An 18,260-nucleotide genomic window follows, 5' to 3' on the forward strand; every position below is an offset into this window, starting at 1 on the left:
CCCTTATTACGCTTTTACAAGAAATAGCGGTTGTCCATACTCAACAAGCTGTCCGTTATTAACAAGAATCTCAACAATTTCTCCATCTACATCTGCATCGATTTCGTTAAATAACTTCATAGCCTCGACAATACATACGATAGAATCTTTCGATACTCTATCCCCAACACTTACATATGGAGGCGTATCAGGAGAAGAAGAAGAATAGAATGTACCTACCATTGGTGATGTAATTTTATGTAGGTTTTCATTCTGAACAGCTTTTTTCTCTTCTTGTTTTGGCACTTCCACTTGTGCTGCCGCTACTGTTGTTTCAACTTCAACAGGTGCTACTGGTTGTACGGCTTGTTTTGCTACAGGGGCTTGCACCGCAACAACTTCATTACCACGCTTTTTCATTTTGATTGTCGTACCATCTTTTTTGTATTCAAATTCATCAATATTAGAGCTATCAATTAATTTAATTAATTCACGAACTTCTTGAATTTTAAACATGTAAAATCCACTCCCATACTCTTGTTTGTCCCGTTTTTACAGATTTCTCTTCACTAAAACTAGATTGACTGTAAAAATACGATGTACTCTATTAGAAAATGTATTTCATTTACTAATAGAAATAGTTACTATTTCCATCTTACGATAAATTTTTTAAACATTCCAATTTATATTTCTTTATAATAAATCGAAACTCCTGTAAAAATATTATTCCATTAAAAATTTATTACCTAGTAATAATACCAAGTTTCACACAAAATTGGCAAGACCACTTCCGAAAAAACATTCCTTACTTTTCAAAATACTATAAAGTAAACCTACCATTACCGCTTTACTCGTCACCTCATCTATAGTCAATAACATATTTTTACCAAATATTATTTTTTTGTTTACACGTCGTTCATCATTCCTTCATATAAGAATAGTATGTTCAAAGTGTAGAAAATATATCGTATCGAGGTGTGGACATATGATATGGCTCATTCTCTTCTTACCTGCCGTAATGGTCTGGGCATTCGTTCTCTTCATCCACGTCAAATCCGGAAAAAGTAATCATCACTACCATGAACCGCTAATCTTTTACTCACAACGTATTTCTCCGTTCCGAGTTGAACATAGTAAAAACAAAGACGAAACAGAAAAAAGCTATCGAAAATGATAGCTTTTTTCTATTATTATTTTTATCTAACTATTTTCAAACAATCCGATTACTAAAAACGAATAATCCGCGGAGGAATTCCCCGCGGATTATTCGTTTTATTTTGTTGGTGGATCAAATTTTACACCTACATCTTTTGATCCGCCTTCACTTCTTACAAGTTGTATAATTTTATTCGCTTCTTTTTGTGAATGTTTTGCTGCTTTTACAGTTACTTTAATGTCAGTTCCATCAGCTCTTACAAGGGCATCTTTATATCCACCTTGAGATTTAATTACTGTCTCAAGTAATTCTTGCTTCGTTTCCATTGTAGTGATTGCATCAAAATTTTCTTTCGCTTTATTCTTTTCTGTTGCTGAAGCTTTTGTTGAACTCATCACTTCTTGTAATTTTGCTTTTTGTTCACTTCGCTGATCTTCCATTTGCATACGTAATGCTGTGAAATTTTCATCACTTGATTGAACTGTTACGTTAGCTTCTTTTTTGCTTGTTTCTTTTGTAGCACTCTCTTTTTTATCTGTTTCTTTGTTTGTTTCTTTATTTGATGTTTCCTTGTTTGTATTTTCTTTTTTAGGCGTTTCTTTAGGTGCTTCGTTTGTTACTGCTTTATCAGTACCTTGTTTTTCTTGTCCAATCTTTTCACCTGTTGCCGGCGATGCTGTATTCATTTTGTCTGGAGTTGTTACGTAATACACAGATAGTACAACAACTAAACTTAACATCGTTAATAGCCAAACCGTTTGTTTTTTTAACACTTTATTTCCTCCCTATCAATTTTTCGGTGAAACTGAAACGCGATGGGCTGGTACATCTAGTAGCCGTATGACAGCTTCTTTTACCATCGCTTTAACTTGTATATTATCCACTCCCTTTGCTACGACAAGAACACCTCGCACTTTCGGTTTCTCTGTTCGTAAAACAACGGGAGTTTCTTTATCCCCTTCACGTATAATGACTGTCTTTTCATCAAGAGACTCATCTTCTACTTCCCTCTTGCCACCTGTTTTATCTGTTTCACCTGTTGTTTGTGAACGTTTCACTGTATTTTTTTCTAATATTTTTTCCTCTGATGAGTCTAAATTTACATTAATCGTTACATCTTTTACTCCTGCTATTTCTTCTAAGGCTGCTTTTAATTCTTGTTCATACGCTTTTTCATATTTTTCTACATTTGACATATTATCGTTATTTTTTTGTCCAAAAGTTGGTACGTCTTTTTCTTGGTTTTGAGTTTTTTGTTCTTTAAATACAGGTACTTCTTCTTTTTTACTTGAAAAGAAACTACTAGAAAACATAAGCAACATTCCAAGTATGAGTAGGACAAGTAAGAACTTAGGTGTTACCTTTTTTCCCTTCTCATTACTTTCTTTTTCATCTCCATTCAATAAGTTTCGAAAAAATGAGAACTTCGAATTTTTATCTTTATTGTCCATTTACTCTACCTGTCCTCCCTTCCATTTGAACTTGGATTTGTTTATTCTCTAGTTGCCACCTGCTTGAAAAGAAGTCTTTCATTTCTCCATTCGTTTCCTCTACTTTTTTCGGTGGTTCTTTCGTATTAATTTCAACTGGTTTTACTGTTTCGATTGCATCATTTTTACTACGTTCTTTTTCTTTCAACGTCACAACCACAGATTGAATATCTTTCGCTGACTTTACTTCCGCTGTGCTTTCCGCTGCGACTATTTGTATTTCAGAGACTGACATACCATACTGTTTCTCAAACTCTTTTCCTACTTCTTTTTTCATTTTGGTAGCCATCTCTTCTAAACTATATGCACGTGTTAGAGCTTGTATTTCTTTTTTCTTCGAATCTATTGAATTTTTTACAGATCCTTCTGCTACGTACTTCTCTTCATTAAAATTTGCGATTACTTCATTTACATCTGTTTGCAATAGTTTAAAAAGGGGCGTTAAAATTAAAACAACTAATAATAGACTTACAACGAATTTAACGTACTTTTGCAAATTGGAATTTGGAAGAATAAGATGAAGCATTGTCGCTAAAAGTAAAAAAACGATAATATTTCGAATCCACTCTGTAACAAATTGCATACCCTTCACCTCCTACCGCATCATAAGTGTAATGTTCCCCGCAGCAATAATAATTGTGATACTTAAAAAGAACATAAACGATACGATAGCTAAGCAAGCAAATACATAAATAATGCTCCGTCCAATGATATCTAAACATTGAATAATTGCTCCGCCGCCAACTGGTTGCAATACTGCTGCTGCGAACTTATAAATAAATGCTATGCAAAAAATTTGAATCGCTGGAAAAGCGACAATTAAACATAGAATGACGAGTCCGATAATCCCGACTGTGTTTTTTAATAATCCCGACGCACTAATAACTGTATCCGCCGCCTCTGTAAACATTCTTCCTACTACGGGAATAAAGTTTCCTGTTACAAATTTAGCTGTTTTCACAGCGATTCCATCAGCAACAGCTGTCGCTGTTCCTTGTACAGATAATACGCCTAAAAAAATCGTTAAAAAAATACCGATAATCCCGACGCTAATGTTTTGCAGAAGCTTGGACAATTTCGTAACTTTATATTGATCACTCATCGTACTTACAATACTTAATATCGTTGCAAGTAATAAAAGTGGTAGCACGATATAATTCATCAAAAGCCCACTCGTATTCATTAAGAAGATGATAATCGGATGAAAAAACGATACGGATACAACACCACCGCCTGTCGCTATGAGTGCAAGCAAGATAGGCAATAACGCTAATATGAAATCTACCATTGTTTGTATCGTTTCTCTTGCATATGTCATAACGACATAAAAGCTATTTAAAGCGAAAATAACCAGTACCATATATACAACTGCATCGGCTATTTTGCTTACGCTACTCTTTGAAAATGCAGATTGCAGTGATTGCAACAATGCACTAAAAATTGTGAGCATAATGAGCGTTCCGAGTAGTTTCCCATTTGCAACAAGTTCGTGAAACAAGTACTTTAATAAACCTAGCATCCACTCTTTTATAGAGATTTCTTTTTCTCCCTTTACAAACTCCATAAAGCTACCTTTTTGACTCTCTGGTAAGTAACCTCCATATTTTGTAACAAGCCCGTCCCAAAATTGCTTCACATCTTCAATTCCGAGCTTATCCAATTGTTGATCAACGACGTTTGTCTCTACAGGAGAAGCTTGTACAACAACCGGTAAAGAAAAGAAAAGGAAGCAAGCAAATAGCAGCTTAGCTCCAAACCCCCTCAACATTCACTCCCCCTTATCCCGTCGGTAAAAATCCGAGAATAGTTTCAATTACAACCGTCAAAATAGGGATCGCCATAACGAGAATTAAAATCTTTCCAGCTAATTCAATTTTCGAAGCGATTGCCCCCTGCCCTGCATCCTTTGTAATTTGCGCTCCAAACTCAGCGATATAAGCAATCCCAATAATTTTCAGCAACGTTTCTACATATACGTTACTAACTTTCGCTTCACTCGCTACTCTCTCAATCATTTGTAAAATAGCGTGAATTTGATCGATTAAAAGAAGGAACATTACGCTACCTACGAACACAATAAATAATGACGTAATGCTAGATTTATGCTGATTCAATACAGCCGCTAAAAACGTAGCAACGAGGCCTAATCCGACAATTTGTATAATTTCGATTCGAACCGCCCCCTTTACTGGAAGAGAAAGACACTTTTAATCTTGTCGAATAGTGTATTAATTAAAAATGCGACATGAAATAAAATAACGACAAAACCGACGAGGATAACCCAATTTGCAATATCCTCACGCTTTAATTCTTTTAGTACAGTATGAATGAAAGCTAAAACAATGCCGATTCCGGCGATTTGAAATATTAATCCAACATCAATGGACATCGCCTTTCTCCCCCCTATAGCAGTAAAATTACGATAAGTAGCCCCGCTAGTACTCCTAAGCTCTTAATCATCTTTTCATATTGCAGCTGTAATGCTTTCGCTTCTTCTTCTTCTCTCTCTAAATGTGTAATACATAACCGAATATGTTTTTGTTGTGATTCACGATCATGTTGTCCGAGCGTTTCACCAAATTGCTGCAAAATCTCATACTCAGTTTGTTGAAATGCTGTTAGCTTCCAATTTTCTTTCAAACTATCTATCCAAGCTTCTCTAACTGTTTGTTCTCCACTTTCTAGCCTGCTAGCGAAACTTTGAAATATCCAATTTAACGGCTTCGGCATTTGTTTCACTAATCGCTCAGCGGCTTCAGACAATGGTGTATGCCCATACATAATTTCTGCCTCTAATGATTGCAGTGCCGCTTTTAATAATCTAAGTTGCCTCGGTCTCTCACTGTATCTTTTGGCGTATGAAAACCCGAAAAAGGTGCTGACCGCAACGATTAACACTGCACCAAATATTTTCACCATACGCCCTCAGCCTTTCTATGAGGTAATACCGGTTTTCCATATTTATCTTTCACTTGCATAACTGTTCCTGGCCCTCTTGCTTTTGACAATTCCACAAACCTATCAAAAATGCCGAGCTCTAGCACTGCCTTTAATGATGGGCGTTTCACAACATCATCATAGGAAAATCCATGTGCACTTATAAAAAGCTGAACCCCTGCATGTACAGCCTCCATAATTGCTTCACTATCTTCTTTACGACCAATTTCATCCACAATTAATATATCTGGGCTCATAGAACGGATCATCATCATCATTCCTTCAGCTTTTGGACATGCATCTAACACATCTACTCGTGTGCCAAAGTCATATTGCGGGATGCCTTTCACACAGCCAGCAATTTCTGACCGTTCATCAACAATCCCGACTTTACAAGAAGGAATTTTCGAAGCACTTACACCTTGACTCATGCAACGCGCTACATCTCTTAAAAGTGTTGTTTTTCCCGTTTGTGGCGGGCCAATTACCATCGTGTTTAACCATCGTGATCCATACAAATACGGTAAAAGTGGTTCAGCAATGCCTATTTTTTGACGAGCAATACGAATATTGAAAGAAGAGACATCTCGAATCATTTTCACTGTGCTTTTTTCTGTAATAACTTTTCCTGCTAAGCCTATTCTATGCCCACCTCGGAGTGTCACATACCCACGCTTTAATTCTTCTTCCATTGTATAAATTGAGAAGTGACTTAACTTATTCAATAAGTAAATAGCATCCTCTGCTGTAACGATATAGTCATAAAAAAACACTTCACCTTGAGCAATACACTCTAGCGGTCTTCCAATTCGAACACGGATTTCCTCTAGAGCATCGTACTGCTTACAATTTTCCACTAACTGCTTCATCGTTTTTGGTAAAACTTCTAATACTTCTTTCATCAGCTTCGCCCCACTATACTCGACTTACTTATTTCAACAACGCGATAAAAATGCAGCCAATTCCAAGCGCTAGAAAAAAGAGTTTCAAGAAAGAGATCTCACTTGCCACACTCGCTATGCCTATTGTCATTGTTAAAATTAATACGGTCGGTCCAACAAACGCCAACATACCATTTATAAACAATGCTTTCTTCGCATCATTCACATAAAGCATAAGCAAAGCGGCGAATATTTCCGCGCTACCTGAAAACAACCGAAGCAGCCCCATTACAAGCACAGATGTTTCCATTGCCGCTAGCCACTGTTTCATTCTCCCACCTTCTCCCATAACGGTTACTAGTGCGTGTGCTAAAAAAGAATATATTTGTACAACCATATGCAGAGGTTGTCTATTTCAGAATTAAAAACATAATTTTTATCTACCGCCTATAATAATTTGAATATCCTTAATAATAGTGGTATTTTATGGTATATTTATTGAAAAGGAGGGAAAATGATGCAACGAGTTACTTTATTACCACTCGATTTCCGTTATGCAAATGCGATTTTCAAGCTATCAAGTGATCCACATGTAAAAAACGCATTAGGAATAAAAGTAGAAACAATCGAAGACACGAAAGCATTCCTTCTTTTCGCCATAGAAGAAGAACGCCAAAAGAAGTCTTTATCGAGAGTGATTGTAAATGCAGAGAATGAAATAATTGGTCTCACCACACTTAAACATATTAATTACGAGAAGAAACAATCTCACATTGGCAGCTGGCTCGGCTATCCATACTGGGGAAAAGGATATAATGAGGCTGCAAAAAAAGAAATTTTTAAGATTGCTTTTTTAGACTTACAACTTTCCTATGTATTTGCTGGTGCTAAAACGAATAATATTCGCTCTTTAAAAGCACAAGAAAAACTACCTTATATTTCATTGCATGTGGAAAACAAATTTCCAGACGAACACGCTGCACTAGAGAAAGAAGTAAGGTCACCTTGTTCTCTGCACGTCGTGTCACGTGAAAAATTTTTAAACTGGTTGGAATTACAGAATGAGGAGGAAAAATATGAAGAGATTAAAAATTAGTTTAACAGTCGTAGTAGAAGTAACTCTTATTTATCTTTTTTCATCATTGGTCGGCTGGTCATTCATGGAAGCCTTTTTCCTTGGTAGTTTAGCGATATTCGGGGCAATTTGGCTCGTTGCTTTAAATATAAGCCAAAATAACAACATTGATCACACTATATATAAAACAGGTACAGTAAAACCTTTTCAAATGACATGGGGTCCTTACACAACAGGTGCTGCTAGTCTTACAGCTTTCAGTTTTATAATAACTACTATTTATTATTTACCCTATTTTCTATAAAAAAAGCACTCGTGATAATCACGAGTGCTTTTCTACTATGCACGAGAAACGTATTTACCTTCACCAGTGTTGATGATAAGTGTTTCACCTTCGTTAATGAAGATTGGTACTTGTACAACAAGGCCAGTTTCTAATGTAGCTGGTTTTGTTACGTTAGAAGCAGTATCACCTTTAATACCTGGCTCTGTTTCTGTAACTTGTAATTCAACTGTGTTTGGAAGTTCAACACCAAGTACTTCGCCTTGGTAAGTCATAATAGATACTTCCATGTTTTCTTTTAGGAATTTAAGCTCGCGCTCGATTTGTTTTTCACCAAGTTCGATTTGCTCATAAGTTCCGTTATCCATAAATACGTGAGACTCACCGCTTGCGTATAAGTATTGCATACGACGGTTTTCGATGTGTGCTTTTTCCACTTTCTCACCAGCACGGAATGTTTTCTCTTGAACAGAACCTGTGCGAAGGTTACGTAGTTTAGAACGAACGAATGCAGCACCTTTACCTGGCTTTACGTGTTGGAAATCAAGTACTTGCCAAAGGCCATTATCCACTGCAATTGTTAAACCTGTACGAAAATCGTTTACTGAAATCATGTAAAAAAATCCTCCTGTGTATTACAAAATAATAAGTTCTTTTGGTGATTTCGTAATTACTTCATTACCTTCACTTGTCACAATGATATCATCTTCAATACGTACGCCGCCAATACCTGGAATATAAATACCTGGCTCTACTGTTACAGCCATACCTGGTTCAAGTACTGTATCAGAACGGAATGCTAAACCTGGTGCTTCATGGATTTCAAGACCGATTCCATGACCAGTAGAATGTCCGAAGTATTCACCGTATCCTTTTTCCGTTATGTAATCGCGCGTTAACGCATCCGCTTCACGGCCAGTTAAACCAGCTTTAATACCGTTCACACCACGTAATTGTGCTTCTAAAACGATATTATAAATTTCTTTCAATTTATCAGATGGTTCACCAACTGCAATCGTACGAGTAATATCAGAGCAATATCCTTTGTAATAAGCGCCGAAGTCTAATGTAACGAAATCTCCTGTTTCTATCACTTTTTCAGATGCCACGCCGTGCGGTAATGCCGAACGAAGACCTGAAGCAACGATAATATCAAACGAAGAAGATGTTGCTCCTTGTTTTCTCATGAAAAATTCAAGTTCATTTGACACTTCAATTTCAGATACTCCCGGGCGAATGAATGATAGAATATGTTCAAAGGCAGCATCTGCAATCTGTGCAGCTTCCTTTAATATCTTAATCTCTGAATCAGTCTTTATCAAGCGTAACTTTTCTACAAGCCCAGAAGTTGGGATAAATTCAGCATCGATCGCTTCTTTATGAGCTGAATAAGAACTATATGTAAGAGTATCTTGCTCAAAGCCAAGCTTTTGAATTCCTAATTCTTTCACTTGCTTTGCAACTTCATCGATAATTAATCCCGCATGCTGTACAATCTCGTATCCAACCGCTTGTTTAGTAGCTTGCTCTACGTAACGGAAATCTGTAATAAATTGAGCGCGGTTTTTCGAAATGAGTACAACACCAGCTGTTCCTGTGAAGTTAGCCATATATCTACGACTATGTTCATTTGTTAACAAAATACCGTCAATACCAGCCTCATCAAATGCACTTCTTAATCTTTCGATTTTCTCCATTACTTTATGCCTCCCTCAATTTCTCCATTAATGCAAATAACGCTAACTTATAGCCATAAAAACCAAATCCAACAATTTGTCCCGCACAAACAGCTGCCGTCACAGATTCGTGACGGAACGACTCACGCTGATGAATGTTAGAAATATGTACTTCAATAACAGGAATCGAAATGCTCGCAATTGCATCTCGAATCGCATAGCTATAATGCGTAAATGCTCCAGGATTTAAAATGATCCCTTCATATATATCTTCCGCCTCATGAATACGATCGATAATCGCACCTTCATGATTCGATTGGAAACATTCTAACTCCACTCCCATTGTTTCTGCTTCTTGCTTCATATCTGCTTCAAGTGTCGCTAGCGTGCCCTTTCCATATACATTTACCTCTCTGACACCGAGGCGATTTAGGTTAGGACCGTTTACGAGGAGTACCTTTTTCATATGCTTAAAACTCCTTAATATTAAATGTCTATATAACATTTTAACATAGGAGTTACTTGTTTGAATAGTTTGTCTTCTCTTCCCCTTTTCGCTCGGCCTTATTGGTATTTACTGCGTAAGAAACAGAGTATGCTATAAATACACCATACAATATAAAAATGCATATCGTCGTCACAATTGTTTCTTTCGGTAAACGGAGTGCGCTTTTAATAGCAGGCGCTATTAACCCCATTCCGAAAAATAGTAATGCCCACCAAAATAGACCATAAATCATCCCTGGAAGAACTCCTTCAAACTTTGCCAAAAACGCTTTATACAAAAAGGCAATTAAAATCGAAAGTATTCCCATACAAACAATTCCTGACACATTGCCCCATACCCCTTCTTTCCAGCTTCCAAAGGCAAATGGTAGAAGTAAATAGTTCGGTCCGGCTTCCGTAAATGAAAATATATGAAGGAAATACCATATCCCTCCCCAAAACAGTCCACCAAATAAACCAATTTGCACAAAATTTCTTGTTCCTATATGTTCTTGACTCACATCAACACCTCCGCTCAATAGTATGCCCGAAACTATTTTGAACCATGTTTAAATACTGCGAAATTTGTCTATAAAAAGAATAAGAAATGTCCGACTCTCGTAACATTTTTCCTTGTCATATACTTGTATTTGTCGATAAAATAAAGGAAACTCGGTGATTGTCTTATTTCAAAATGACAGAACCCAGTATGACAATTGCCTCTTTTTCTACATAAGAGAGAAACAAATACAGGTTGGTGTTAACATGGCAGAAGAGTCAAAACAAATATATGGCGGGCAAGCAGTCATAGAAGGAGTTATGTTTGGCGGTAGAGAATATACTGTTACAGCGGTTCGTCGTAAAGATAAATCGATTGAATTTTATCGATTACCACGCGTTCGTAATAAAGCATTATCTATCCTAAAAAAAATTCCATTTTTACGAGGGATTGCCGCTATTGTGGATGCAAGCGCGAACGGGGCAAAACATTTAAACTTTGCTTCAGAACGATTTGATGTTCACCCAGAAGAAGATGAACAAATTGCAAATAAAAAAGAAGAACAATCGAAGTTAACGATGGTATTAGGAGTTGCAGCAGTTGGCGTTTTATCTTTCATATTCGGTAAAGTCATTTTCACAGCAGTTCCTGCATTACTAGCTGAATTAACGAGACCGATTTTCCCATCTCATACAGGGCAAATCATTGTCGAAAGTGTTATTAAGCTCATGTTATTATTGAGCTATATATACTTTATTTCTTTAACGCCACTCATTAAGCGGGTATTTCAGTACCATGGTGCGGAGCATAAAGTAATTAATGCCTATGAGAATAATCTTTCATTGACTGTAGAAAATGTGCAAAAACAAACTCGCCTTCATTATCGCTGTGGCAGTAGCTTTATTATATTTACAGTCATTATCGGAATGTTTGTTTATTTCCTTGTCCCTACAGATCCACTTTGGGCCAGAGTGGTAAACCGAATTTTATTAATCCCTGTCGTTCTCGGCATTTCTTTTGAAGTGTTACAATTTACGAATCGATTACGCGATATTCCAGTATTACGCATACTTGGATATCCCGGATTATGGCTACAACTATTAACAACGAAAGAACCAACAGATGATCAAGTGGAAGTAGCTATTGCATCGTTTGAAGAATTATTACGTTTAGAAAACAAACAATAATTATTTAAAAATGGTGTTCAACTCCTTTCCTCATCGTTAATATACTAATTTTAATATATGTTTTTAGGAGGTGTTCCTTATGAACGGTCGTTCGTTTACTTTCGCTATATTTGTGCTTATTATCGGATTAGCAATATTCGGCCTTGTTTCATCTGTCATTACAAACCCAATGGGAGTGTTAAGAAATATTGGTATTATGTTGGCTGTCGTTGGTATCTTTTATTTACTCTACAAAATGTTTACAAACTCTAGCGGTTCAGCAAATTCGCAAAGCTCATATAAGCGCGCTGCAAAACAATCGAGCCGCAAGCATGGGAAACAAAATGTAGCACCCCTAAGCAATTCTTTCTTTAAATCAAACGCTTCTAATGACAAAGGGAAAAAAGGGAATCTTTCTTCTTTAAAGCGAAAAAGAAAACAATCTCATTTAACTGTCATTGAAGGTAAAAAAAACAAAAAGAAAGACCGTGCTTCCTTTTAGGAAATACGGTCTTTCTTTATATTTTGCAGTACTTCTTTCAAACTTTTATCTTTCATACTTTCAATTCGAAGGTGATGATTTTCAAATGGTAAATTACGTGTCACATCATTAGGTACAACAACGCACGTTAATCCCGCTGCAATCGCTGCTTTTAATCCGTTTAACGAGTCTTCAAATACAACTGCTTCAGACGAATCTACTCCTAAATCTTCTATTGCTACTCGGTAAAGTGCTGGATCTGGTTTTACCTTCTCAACATCTTCTCTCGTTTTAATAACTTCAAAATAATCTCGAATTTGTAGTTCTTCCAAAAAAGGAATCACCCATTCTTTAGATGAACTGGAAGCTAATGCGATTTTTAATCCCATTTCTTTCGCTTCTTGTAAGTATTCTTTTACTCCGTCACGAGCTTCTGGTGTTTTCATTTTTTCTTTATGTAAAATTTTCACTTTTTCTTTTAATGCATGCTTGTTAAACTTCTCTTTTAATTGCTCATTTAAATATGCATACAGTACATCATCTGTCGTTCCAATACACTTTGTAAATTCCTCTAAAGGTAAATCTCCACCGTACTCACGAACGGCGTCTCTGAAAGAGTGAAACCATATTGTTTCTGTGTCCACAATTAATCCATCAAAATCAAAAATAATTGCTTTCATCATTCTCCCATCCTTTTCGATTGAAATAAAAAAGGAAACGACTTACGTTCCCCTTAATTACTTTTCTCTTCATTTGCCTTTTGAACACCACGAAGTGTTTCCACTCGAACCTCATCTTGTTCAAAGTATTGCACTAAATCACCAATGCGGTCAATTGCTTCCCAGCTTAAATGATGTTCAATTCCTTCTACATCATTGTAAATCTTACTTTCATCCACACCGATAATACGCATAAATTGCTCTAACAATTCATGACGATATACGAGACGTTCTCCAATTTTTTTACCTTTTGATGTTAATACAAGCCCTCTATATTTTTCATAAATTAGATATTCATCTTTGTCTAATTTTTGCACCATTTTTGTTACAGAGGATGGATGTACACTAAGCGCTTCAGCAATATCAGATACGCGGGCATAACCCTTTTCATCAATCAACAAATAAATTTGTTCAATATAATCTTCCATACTAGGGGTAGGCATCGGTTTCCTCCATCCAATTTCATTTTGCTCATTCCGTACGAAGCAATCAATAAAATGATACACCAGAAAGAATAACGTGACAAGTTGAAAACAAACCTAAATATATAAAACAAAAAAGAATCTGTATTTGTATACAGACTCCTCTTAAGTAAAGTATTGTATTTCTGCATCAGGAAAAAACTCATGTATATAACCTCTTATCGTTTCTTCTAATACTTCCGCATCATCTTTTTTATATACGTATTTCCCGATTCCATATCGTCCCCATTTATATTTACGCTTCTCTTCATCCATTTCAAGTTTCGTATTCGGATAACGCTCTTGAATGACTTTTTTTGCAGGCTTTGTAAAGCGATGTTGAATTAATTCAAATGTTAAATTCGGTATCGACAAATCTTTTAATGCATTGTACAATCGCTCAAATAATTCACGGTATCCTTCTTCCCATCCTTCATGCATATAAAGCGGCGCCACTATAAATCCAAGTGGATAACCCGCGCCTGCTACTTTACGAGCCGCTTCAATTCTTTCTTCAAACGGTGATGTCCCTGGTTCAAAATTTTTAATTACATACCGTGAATTAATACTAAACCTGAAACGAGTTTTCCCGTTATGTTTTGCATCTAACAAATGATCAACGTGCGAATATTTCGTAACGAAACGTAAACGTCCATGCTCACTTTCTCCAATGAATTCGATCGCGCGCTTTAATGCATGTGTTAAATGATCGATCCCAACGATATCTGATGTACAAGCAGCTTCAAACCTTGTTATTTCAGGTGCTCTTTCATCCATATATTGCTGTGCTTTCTCAAATATTTCTTCAAGATTCACATACACGCGAACGTAAGGCTTACTCCCAAGTGTCGTTTGCAAATAACAATAATGACAATGCCCCATACACCCTGTTGCGAGCGGGATTGCATATTCAGCTGACGGTTTTGACGTATCGAACTTTAATGTCTTCCTTACCCCAACAACAAGCGTTGCCTTTGCATTACGGTACTTTTGCAAATCATTTTCACCTGGTAAATTTCTAATTTGATTATGGGATGTCGTTTCACGAATTTCTAATCCCATCTTCGTAAACTTCTCATATAGCTCTTTTCCAAGTGGATATTCAAGTGCCTTCGGTTCAAAGTAAACGATTTTTGGCATAAATGGTTTCATACGCTTCCCTCCTCTCGTTAGTATGGGAAACGCTGAAAATTTAACACGCATTAAAGTTTTCCACGTTTTAACAGCCCTTCAAAAGGCTGTTTTTCTTCTGTCTAATTTTACAAATTGAAAAATTTCATAAAGAAAATAAGAAAAATGCAAAATAATTAAAGTTAATTGTTGACGTGATGCTTTTATTATCGGTATCATAAATCTTCGTGAGCAATTATTTTTCGTTATACGATTTTTTTATTATTACTGAATTTTTGAGAGGAGAAATTAGATGTCAGTTAAGAAGAAAACGCAAGTACGCACCGGCAAAATGGTACGTGAACTAATGTTAGCAGACGAAGATGTAAATGCTTCGCTAATTATGGTATATAGTGAAAACGGTGTAAACGCAGAAATTAAAATCGAGGGCTTAACGCCGAAATGTAACGAAGAATTATTTTTGAGCGGAAACGTGGATTGGAACAAGAGTGTTATTTATAAAATTGTTGATTTCACTGGAAACGCTGAAGTTGGTAAAGTTACATTAACAGCGATGAACAAAAATAATGTTTCTCTAGAGATAGAACGCGTTATGTGGAGTAAAGAAAATAAAGAGGCTGCTGAACAAGAAGAAACAGTTGTAGAAGCTACTCCGAAAAAAGAAGTAGTTGTAGAAGCTCCAAAAGCAGTTACACCTGCTCCAAAGCCTGTTACACGTGTAGAAACACCTGCTACCGCACCAACACCGAAGCCTACTCCGGCACCGAAGCCAGTAAGTGTAGAAGCAGCTGTGGAATTATCTACTCCAGCACCTGTGAAACGAGAAGTACCAACTCCAGTTACAAAGCAAGAGACAGCACCGGTCGCGCCTGCAAAACCGAAGCAACCTGCTTTGACTGAAACAAATTCAAAACTACAAGAAAATTATGTGAAACTCGTGAAAAAGACAATTGAAGTTTGTCAAGATTACGAGCTTGGCATCGACATAGATGATTCTATTGAAGGCTTAAAAGAAGAACTACAAAGCCAAGGTATTAGCGTTACATTTGACAAAGAAATTATGGACGTTGTCAATCGCCTTCGTTCTTTACAAGATAAAGGAATCAAAGTAGAAAAAGTACTTAATTTACTATAAAAAAAATAAGAGGCGGCAATTGCCACCTCTTATTTTTTATAATTCCATTCTTTGCTTTCATACTTTTCTTTTGCTAATGTTTGCACTTCATGTAATTGTTCTTCTGTTAATTCATACGGAACAAGCTCTACATCTAATCCTTTTTCAAACCCAACCTCAAACGCTTTAATTAACTGCTCGATTGTAAACGTACGGTCTGTTAATTCATTAATTGCTACCGCTTTAGAAGAGAACATACTCTTCATACGTTCTTTTACACGTTCATTCGGGAATAAAAACAGATCATATAACTCATCTAAATCTATTTCTAATGGAATCGACCCGTGCTGTAAAATAACACCTTTTTGACGTGTTTGCGCACTACCTGCGATTTTTCTTCCTTCTACTACAATTTCATACCAAGACGGCGCATCAAAACATACGCCTGAGCGTGGATTTTTTAAATTTTCACGATCTGCTTCTGTTTTTGGAACTGCATAATACGCTTCTAACCCTAATGCTTTAAAACCATCTAATAAACCTTGCGAAATAACACGATACGCTTCTGTAACTGTTTTTGGCATATTCGGATGATCTTCAGACACAATAACACTGTACGTTAATTCTTTATCATGTAGTACACCCCTACCGCCTGTTTGACGACGAACGAATCCATATTTCTTTTCGTTAACTACATCCATATTAATATCTTTTTCAACACGTTGGAAATACCCGACTGTTAATGTTGGTACTTCCCATTCGTAAAAACGAATGGTTGGTGGCATTTTCTTTTCACTTTGCCAATTTAATAAACATTCATCTAACGCCATATTAAATGCCGGTGAACATTGACCAGAGTTAATATAACACCATTTTTCTTTTCCCATCCTGCACCTCATATAACCAATTATTTTTCACATTCTCTAGTCTACCAAATTCGACAAAATTTGTGAAAGAATACGAAATTTCTTCTTATATACAAATGAATCTGTTGCATAAATACATACGGGCATTATAATATTGAAAGTAGGATAAGAAAAAAGGGAGCGATAGAATCGTGTCAACAACTTGGATTATTTTATTAGCCGTAATCGTAGCGTTCATCGGTTACACTGTATGGATGTATTTCTATCAGAAAAAATTAATTACAACACTTTCAGAAGAAGAGTTTCGCGCTGGCTACCGTAAAGCACAGCTTATCGATATTCGCGAAGCAGACGAATATACTGCAGGGCATATTTTAGGCGCACGTAACATTCCATTATCACAAATTCGCCTTCGTCATAAAGAACTTCGTAAAGATCAACCAGTTTACTTATACTGTCAAAGCGGATTCCGTACTGGTCGTGCGGCTCAATACTTAAAGAAACAAGGCTACAAAGATTTCTACCAATTACAAGGTGGATTCAAAACGTGGACTGGAAAAATTAAAAAGAAATAATAACATACAAAAACTAGCTGAATAATTCAGCTAGTTTTTTCATTTGAAAACTTTCCACGTTATTCTCACACATTTTGACAAAACTTCTTTTATAAACGCAAAAAAGACCCCTATCATTCTCACGCCCAAATAAAAAGGTTACGCGAATAACAGAAGTCATATTTATAACATAGTTTGTGAAAAGCTTTTCAGGTCAAGATTTTTTCATTCTTATTATTTTCCCTTTATAATAAGGAGAGAGGTGATACATATGGCCAATATAAAACAAATTGCAAAAACCGCTGGTGTATCCATATCAACTGTTTCTCGTGTCCTGAATAATCACCCTTACGTAAAAGAAGAAAAACGTAAGCGTGTTCTAGATGCTGTTGAAGAATTGAACTATGCCAAAAATATAAATGCTATTCATTTAATAAAGGGAAAAACATATACGATCGGCGTTATGCTCCCTTTCATTAACCTTCCATACTTCAGTACCATTATTGAAGGAATCGGAAACGAAGCGTTAGCTGCTGGCTATCACATTAATTTATGTCAAACGAATTACGATAGTATTGAAGAAATTCGTGTTCTTGAAATGATGAAAATGAAACAATTCGACGGGATGATTATTTGCTCTCGAACGAGTTCATGGGAACAAATTGAACCTTTCGCAAAATTTGCTCCTATTATTTCATGCGAAAAAATGAAGCACCCCCTCATTTCATCTGTCTACGTAGATCATTATGAAGGCTTCCGTCTCGGCACCGCCTATTTACTCAATAAAGGCCATGAAAAAATCGGGATTTGTTTAGCAAGAAAAACAAGTGTAAATTCTATGGAACGTGAAAAAGCGTTTGCTGATACACTTCGTAACGAAGGCAAAACGTTACATCCCGAATGGATTTTTCATCAATGCTATACAATGCAAGACGGTGCACAAATACTCCATCGTATTGTAAACATGAAAAATCGTCCAACCGCTATTTTTACAGCTAACGATCAAGTTGCAGCTGGTTTATTAACAGAGGCTCGAAAGCAAGGTCTTCGAGTACCCGAAGATCTTGCTATCCTCGGATTTGATAATCATGAAATTTCAAAGGCGTTAGAAATTTCAACAATTGAACATCCCGGTCTCGAAATGGGCTCACATGCGTTTTCTTTATTCCATAAACAAATCCAAAGCGAGCAAATTATCGGGAACGCAAAAGAGCTTTCATTCCATTTAATTGAACGAGATACTGTCTAATAAGAGCGTTATCTATAGCGCTCTTTTTCAGTTCTTCACCTATTGACTTTGTATTTT

At 36.3% G+C, this 18,260-nt stretch carries 26 protein-coding genes; 8 read left to right on the forward strand and 18 right to left on the reverse strand.

All coding sequences use genetic code 11. The features are described from left to right. Positions 1 to 6: 6 nt before the first annotated feature. The gene (gene accB, locus ACTFSI_RS03320) at positions 7 to 495 is read right to left on the reverse strand and encodes an acetyl-CoA carboxylase biotin carboxyl carrier protein (RefSeq protein WP_000472870.1); all 489 of its coding nucleotides are present in this window, start codon (positions 493 to 495) and stop codon (positions 7 to 9) included. A 469-nt stretch (positions 496 to 964) separates the two neighbouring features. On the opposite strand from accB, the gene ACTFSI_RS03325 reads away from it, so the two are divergent. After that, on the forward strand, positions 965 to 1,153 hold the full coding sequence (locus tag ACTFSI_RS03325; protein ID WP_002081027.1) for a hypothetical protein: 189 nt from the start codon (positions 965 to 967) through the stop codon (positions 1,151 to 1,153). Between the two features lie 98 nt (positions 1,154 to 1,251). Here the strand turns inward: ACTFSI_RS03325 and ACTFSI_RS03330 are convergent, their stop codons facing one another. From ACTFSI_RS03330 to ACTFSI_RS03370, 9 genes are read right to left on the reverse strand one after another with little or no spacing between them, the layout of a single operon-like run. Further along, the gene (locus ACTFSI_RS03330) at positions 1,252 to 1,908 is read right to left on the reverse strand and encodes a SpoIIIAH-like family protein (protein WP_000914701.1); all 657 of its coding nucleotides are present in this window, start codon (positions 1,906 to 1,908) and stop codon (positions 1,252 to 1,254) included. 15 nt (positions 1,909 to 1,923) lie between these two features. Continuing rightward, positions 1,924 to 2,586, reverse strand: a complete 663-nt coding sequence (gene spoIIIAG, locus ACTFSI_RS03335) for a stage III sporulation protein AG (RefSeq protein WP_000368876.1) — start codon at positions 2,584 to 2,586, stop codon at positions 1,924 to 1,926. Next, the gene (gene spoIIIAF / locus ACTFSI_RS03340) at positions 2,576 to 3,208 is read right to left on the reverse strand and encodes a stage III sporulation protein AF (protein WP_001161050.1); all 633 of its coding nucleotides are present in this window, start codon (positions 3,206 to 3,208) and stop codon (positions 2,576 to 2,578) included. Before spoIIIAF ends, spoIIIAG begins: the two co-directional genes overlap by 11 nt. A gap of 12 nt (positions 3,209 to 3,220) precedes the next feature. After that, on the reverse strand, positions 3,221 to 4,393 hold the full coding sequence (spoIIIAE, locus tag ACTFSI_RS03345) for a stage III sporulation protein AE (RefSeq protein WP_000943698.1): 1,173 nt from the start codon (positions 4,391 to 4,393) through the stop codon (positions 3,221 to 3,223). A 10-nt stretch (positions 4,394 to 4,403) separates the two neighbouring features. Next, complete coding sequence (gene spoIIIAD / locus ACTFSI_RS03350) at positions 4,404 to 4,787, reverse strand: stage III sporulation protein AD (RefSeq protein WP_077317075.1); 384 nt, start codon at positions 4,785 to 4,787, stop codon at positions 4,404 to 4,406. A gap of 23 nt (positions 4,788 to 4,810) precedes the next feature. After that, a complete protein-coding gene (spoIIIAC, locus tag ACTFSI_RS03355) occupies positions 4,811 to 5,014 on the reverse strand; it encodes a stage III sporulation protein AC (RefSeq protein WP_000020914.1) in 204 nt (67 codons plus the stop codon). Between the two features lie 14 nt (positions 5,015 to 5,028). Then, the gene (spoIIIAB, locus tag ACTFSI_RS03360; protein ID WP_000238697.1) at positions 5,029 to 5,544 is read right to left on the reverse strand and encodes a stage III sporulation protein SpoIIIAB; all 516 of its coding nucleotides are present in this window, start codon (positions 5,542 to 5,544) and stop codon (positions 5,029 to 5,031) included. Further along, positions 5,538 to 6,464, reverse strand: a complete 927-nt coding sequence (gene spoIIIAA / locus ACTFSI_RS03365) for a stage III sporulation protein AA (RefSeq protein ID WP_139895883.1) — start codon at positions 6,462 to 6,464, stop codon at positions 5,538 to 5,540. Before spoIIIAA ends, spoIIIAB begins: the two co-directional genes overlap by 7 nt. A 28-nt stretch (positions 6,465 to 6,492) precedes the next feature. Continuing rightward, on the reverse strand, positions 6,493 to 6,774 hold the full coding sequence (locus tag ACTFSI_RS03370) for a YqhV family protein (RefSeq protein ID WP_000816054.1): 282 nt from the start codon (positions 6,772 to 6,774) through the stop codon (positions 6,493 to 6,495). A 186-nt stretch (positions 6,775 to 6,960) separates the two neighbouring features. Here ACTFSI_RS03370 and ACTFSI_RS03375 point away from each other — a divergent pair, with 186 nt between their 5' ends. Beyond that, entirely contained in the window at positions 6,961 to 7,539 is a 579-nt protein-coding gene (locus tag ACTFSI_RS03375; RefSeq protein WP_001190071.1) for a GNAT family N-acetyltransferase, read from the forward strand. After that, positions 7,520 to 7,822, forward strand: a complete 303-nt coding sequence (locus ACTFSI_RS03380; protein ID WP_000825748.1) for a hypothetical protein — start codon at positions 7,520 to 7,522, stop codon at positions 7,820 to 7,822. The genes ACTFSI_RS03375 and ACTFSI_RS03380 overlap by 20 nt, the downstream gene beginning before the upstream one ends. Before the next feature lie 35 nt (positions 7,823 to 7,857). On the opposite strand, the gene efp is transcribed toward ACTFSI_RS03380, so the two are convergent. Genes efp through ACTFSI_RS03400 form a run of 4 tightly spaced genes read right to left on the reverse strand, consistent with a single transcriptional unit; the run spans position 7,858 to position 10,484 of the window. Next, complete coding sequence (gene efp, locus ACTFSI_RS03385; protein WP_000626512.1) at positions 7,858 to 8,415, reverse strand: elongation factor P; 558 nt, start codon at positions 8,413 to 8,415, stop codon at positions 7,858 to 7,860. 21 nt (positions 8,416 to 8,436) lie between these two features. Further along, a complete protein-coding gene (gene pepQ, locus ACTFSI_RS03390; RefSeq protein WP_000411051.1) occupies positions 8,437 to 9,498 on the reverse strand; it encodes a Xaa-Pro dipeptidase in 1,062 nt (353 codons plus the stop codon). Between the two features lie 4 nt (positions 9,499 to 9,502). Further along, positions 9,503 to 9,943 (reverse strand): type II 3-dehydroquinate dehydratase, encoded by a 441-nt coding sequence (gene aroQ / locus ACTFSI_RS03395; protein ID WP_000757087.1) that lies wholly within the window; start codon positions 9,941 to 9,943, stop codon positions 9,503 to 9,505. Positions 9,944 to 9,995: 52 nt separating this feature from the next. After that, positions 9,996 to 10,484, reverse strand: a complete 489-nt coding sequence (locus tag ACTFSI_RS03400) for a YqhR family membrane protein (RefSeq protein ID WP_139895885.1) — start codon at positions 10,482 to 10,484, stop codon at positions 9,996 to 9,998. A gap of 244 nt (positions 10,485 to 10,728) precedes the next feature. On the opposite strand from ACTFSI_RS03400, the gene ACTFSI_RS03405 reads away from it, so the two are divergent. Together ACTFSI_RS03405 and ACTFSI_RS03410 are read left to right on the forward strand one after the other, a co-directional pair. Beyond that, on the forward strand, positions 10,729 to 11,649 hold the full coding sequence (locus ACTFSI_RS03405) for a DUF1385 domain-containing protein (protein ID WP_000807112.1): 921 nt from the start codon (positions 10,729 to 10,731) through the stop codon (positions 11,647 to 11,649). 79 nt (positions 11,650 to 11,728) lie between these two features. Then, the gene (locus tag ACTFSI_RS03410; protein ID WP_139895886.1) at positions 11,729 to 12,130 is read left to right on the forward strand and encodes an SA1362 family protein; all 402 of its coding nucleotides are present in this window, start codon (positions 11,729 to 11,731) and stop codon (positions 12,128 to 12,130) included. Here ACTFSI_RS03410 and ACTFSI_RS03415 read toward each other — a convergent pair. The 3 genes from ACTFSI_RS03415 to splB all read right to left on the reverse strand — a co-directional run bounded on the left by ACTFSI_RS03415 (position 12,127) and on the right by splB (position 14,441). Further along, a complete protein-coding gene (locus ACTFSI_RS03415; protein ID WP_265152883.1) occupies positions 12,127 to 12,789 on the reverse strand; it encodes an HAD family hydrolase in 663 nt (220 codons plus the stop codon). The genes ACTFSI_RS03410 and ACTFSI_RS03415 overlap by 4 nt on opposite strands. Positions 12,790 to 12,842: 53 nt before the next feature. Then, complete coding sequence (mntR, locus tag ACTFSI_RS03420; protein WP_001143076.1) at positions 12,843 to 13,271, reverse strand: transcriptional regulator MntR; 429 nt, start codon at positions 13,269 to 13,271, stop codon at positions 12,843 to 12,845. A gap of 144 nt (positions 13,272 to 13,415) precedes the next feature. After that, positions 13,416 to 14,441, reverse strand: coding sequence for a spore photoproduct lyase (splB, locus tag ACTFSI_RS03425; RefSeq protein ID WP_044793819.1), 1,026 nt, complete (start codon positions 14,439 to 14,441; stop codon positions 13,416 to 13,418). A gap of 271 nt (positions 14,442 to 14,712) precedes the next feature. Here splB and ACTFSI_RS03430 point away from each other — a divergent pair, with 271 nt between their 5' ends. Next, a complete protein-coding gene (locus ACTFSI_RS03430) occupies positions 14,713 to 15,555 on the forward strand; it encodes a hypothetical protein (RefSeq protein WP_000111909.1) in 843 nt (280 codons plus the stop codon). A 29-nt stretch (positions 15,556 to 15,584) separates the two neighbouring features. On the opposite strand, the gene ACTFSI_RS03435 is transcribed toward ACTFSI_RS03430, so the two are convergent. Then, positions 15,585 to 16,421 (reverse strand): lipoate--protein ligase family protein, encoded by an 837-nt coding sequence (locus tag ACTFSI_RS03435; protein WP_000514079.1) that lies wholly within the window; start codon positions 16,419 to 16,421, stop codon positions 15,585 to 15,587. Positions 16,422 to 16,591: 170 nt separating this feature from the next. Between ACTFSI_RS03435 and ACTFSI_RS03440 the strand changes: the two genes are divergently transcribed. Beyond that, entirely contained in the window at positions 16,592 to 16,975 is a 384-nt protein-coding gene (locus ACTFSI_RS03440) for a rhodanese-like domain-containing protein (RefSeq protein ID WP_000108655.1), read from the forward strand. Between the two features lie 250 nt (positions 16,976 to 17,225). Further along, a complete protein-coding gene (locus ACTFSI_RS03445; protein ID WP_001273962.1) occupies positions 17,226 to 18,203 on the forward strand; it encodes a LacI family DNA-binding transcriptional regulator in 978 nt (325 codons plus the stop codon). Positions 18,204 to 18,260: the final 57 nt, after the last annotated feature.

The organism is Bacillus cereus group sp. MYBK101-2, from assembly GCF_051918845.1.
Classification (GTDB): Bacteria; Bacillota; Bacilli; order Bacillales; family Bacillaceae_G; genus Bacillus_A; species Bacillus_A paranthracis.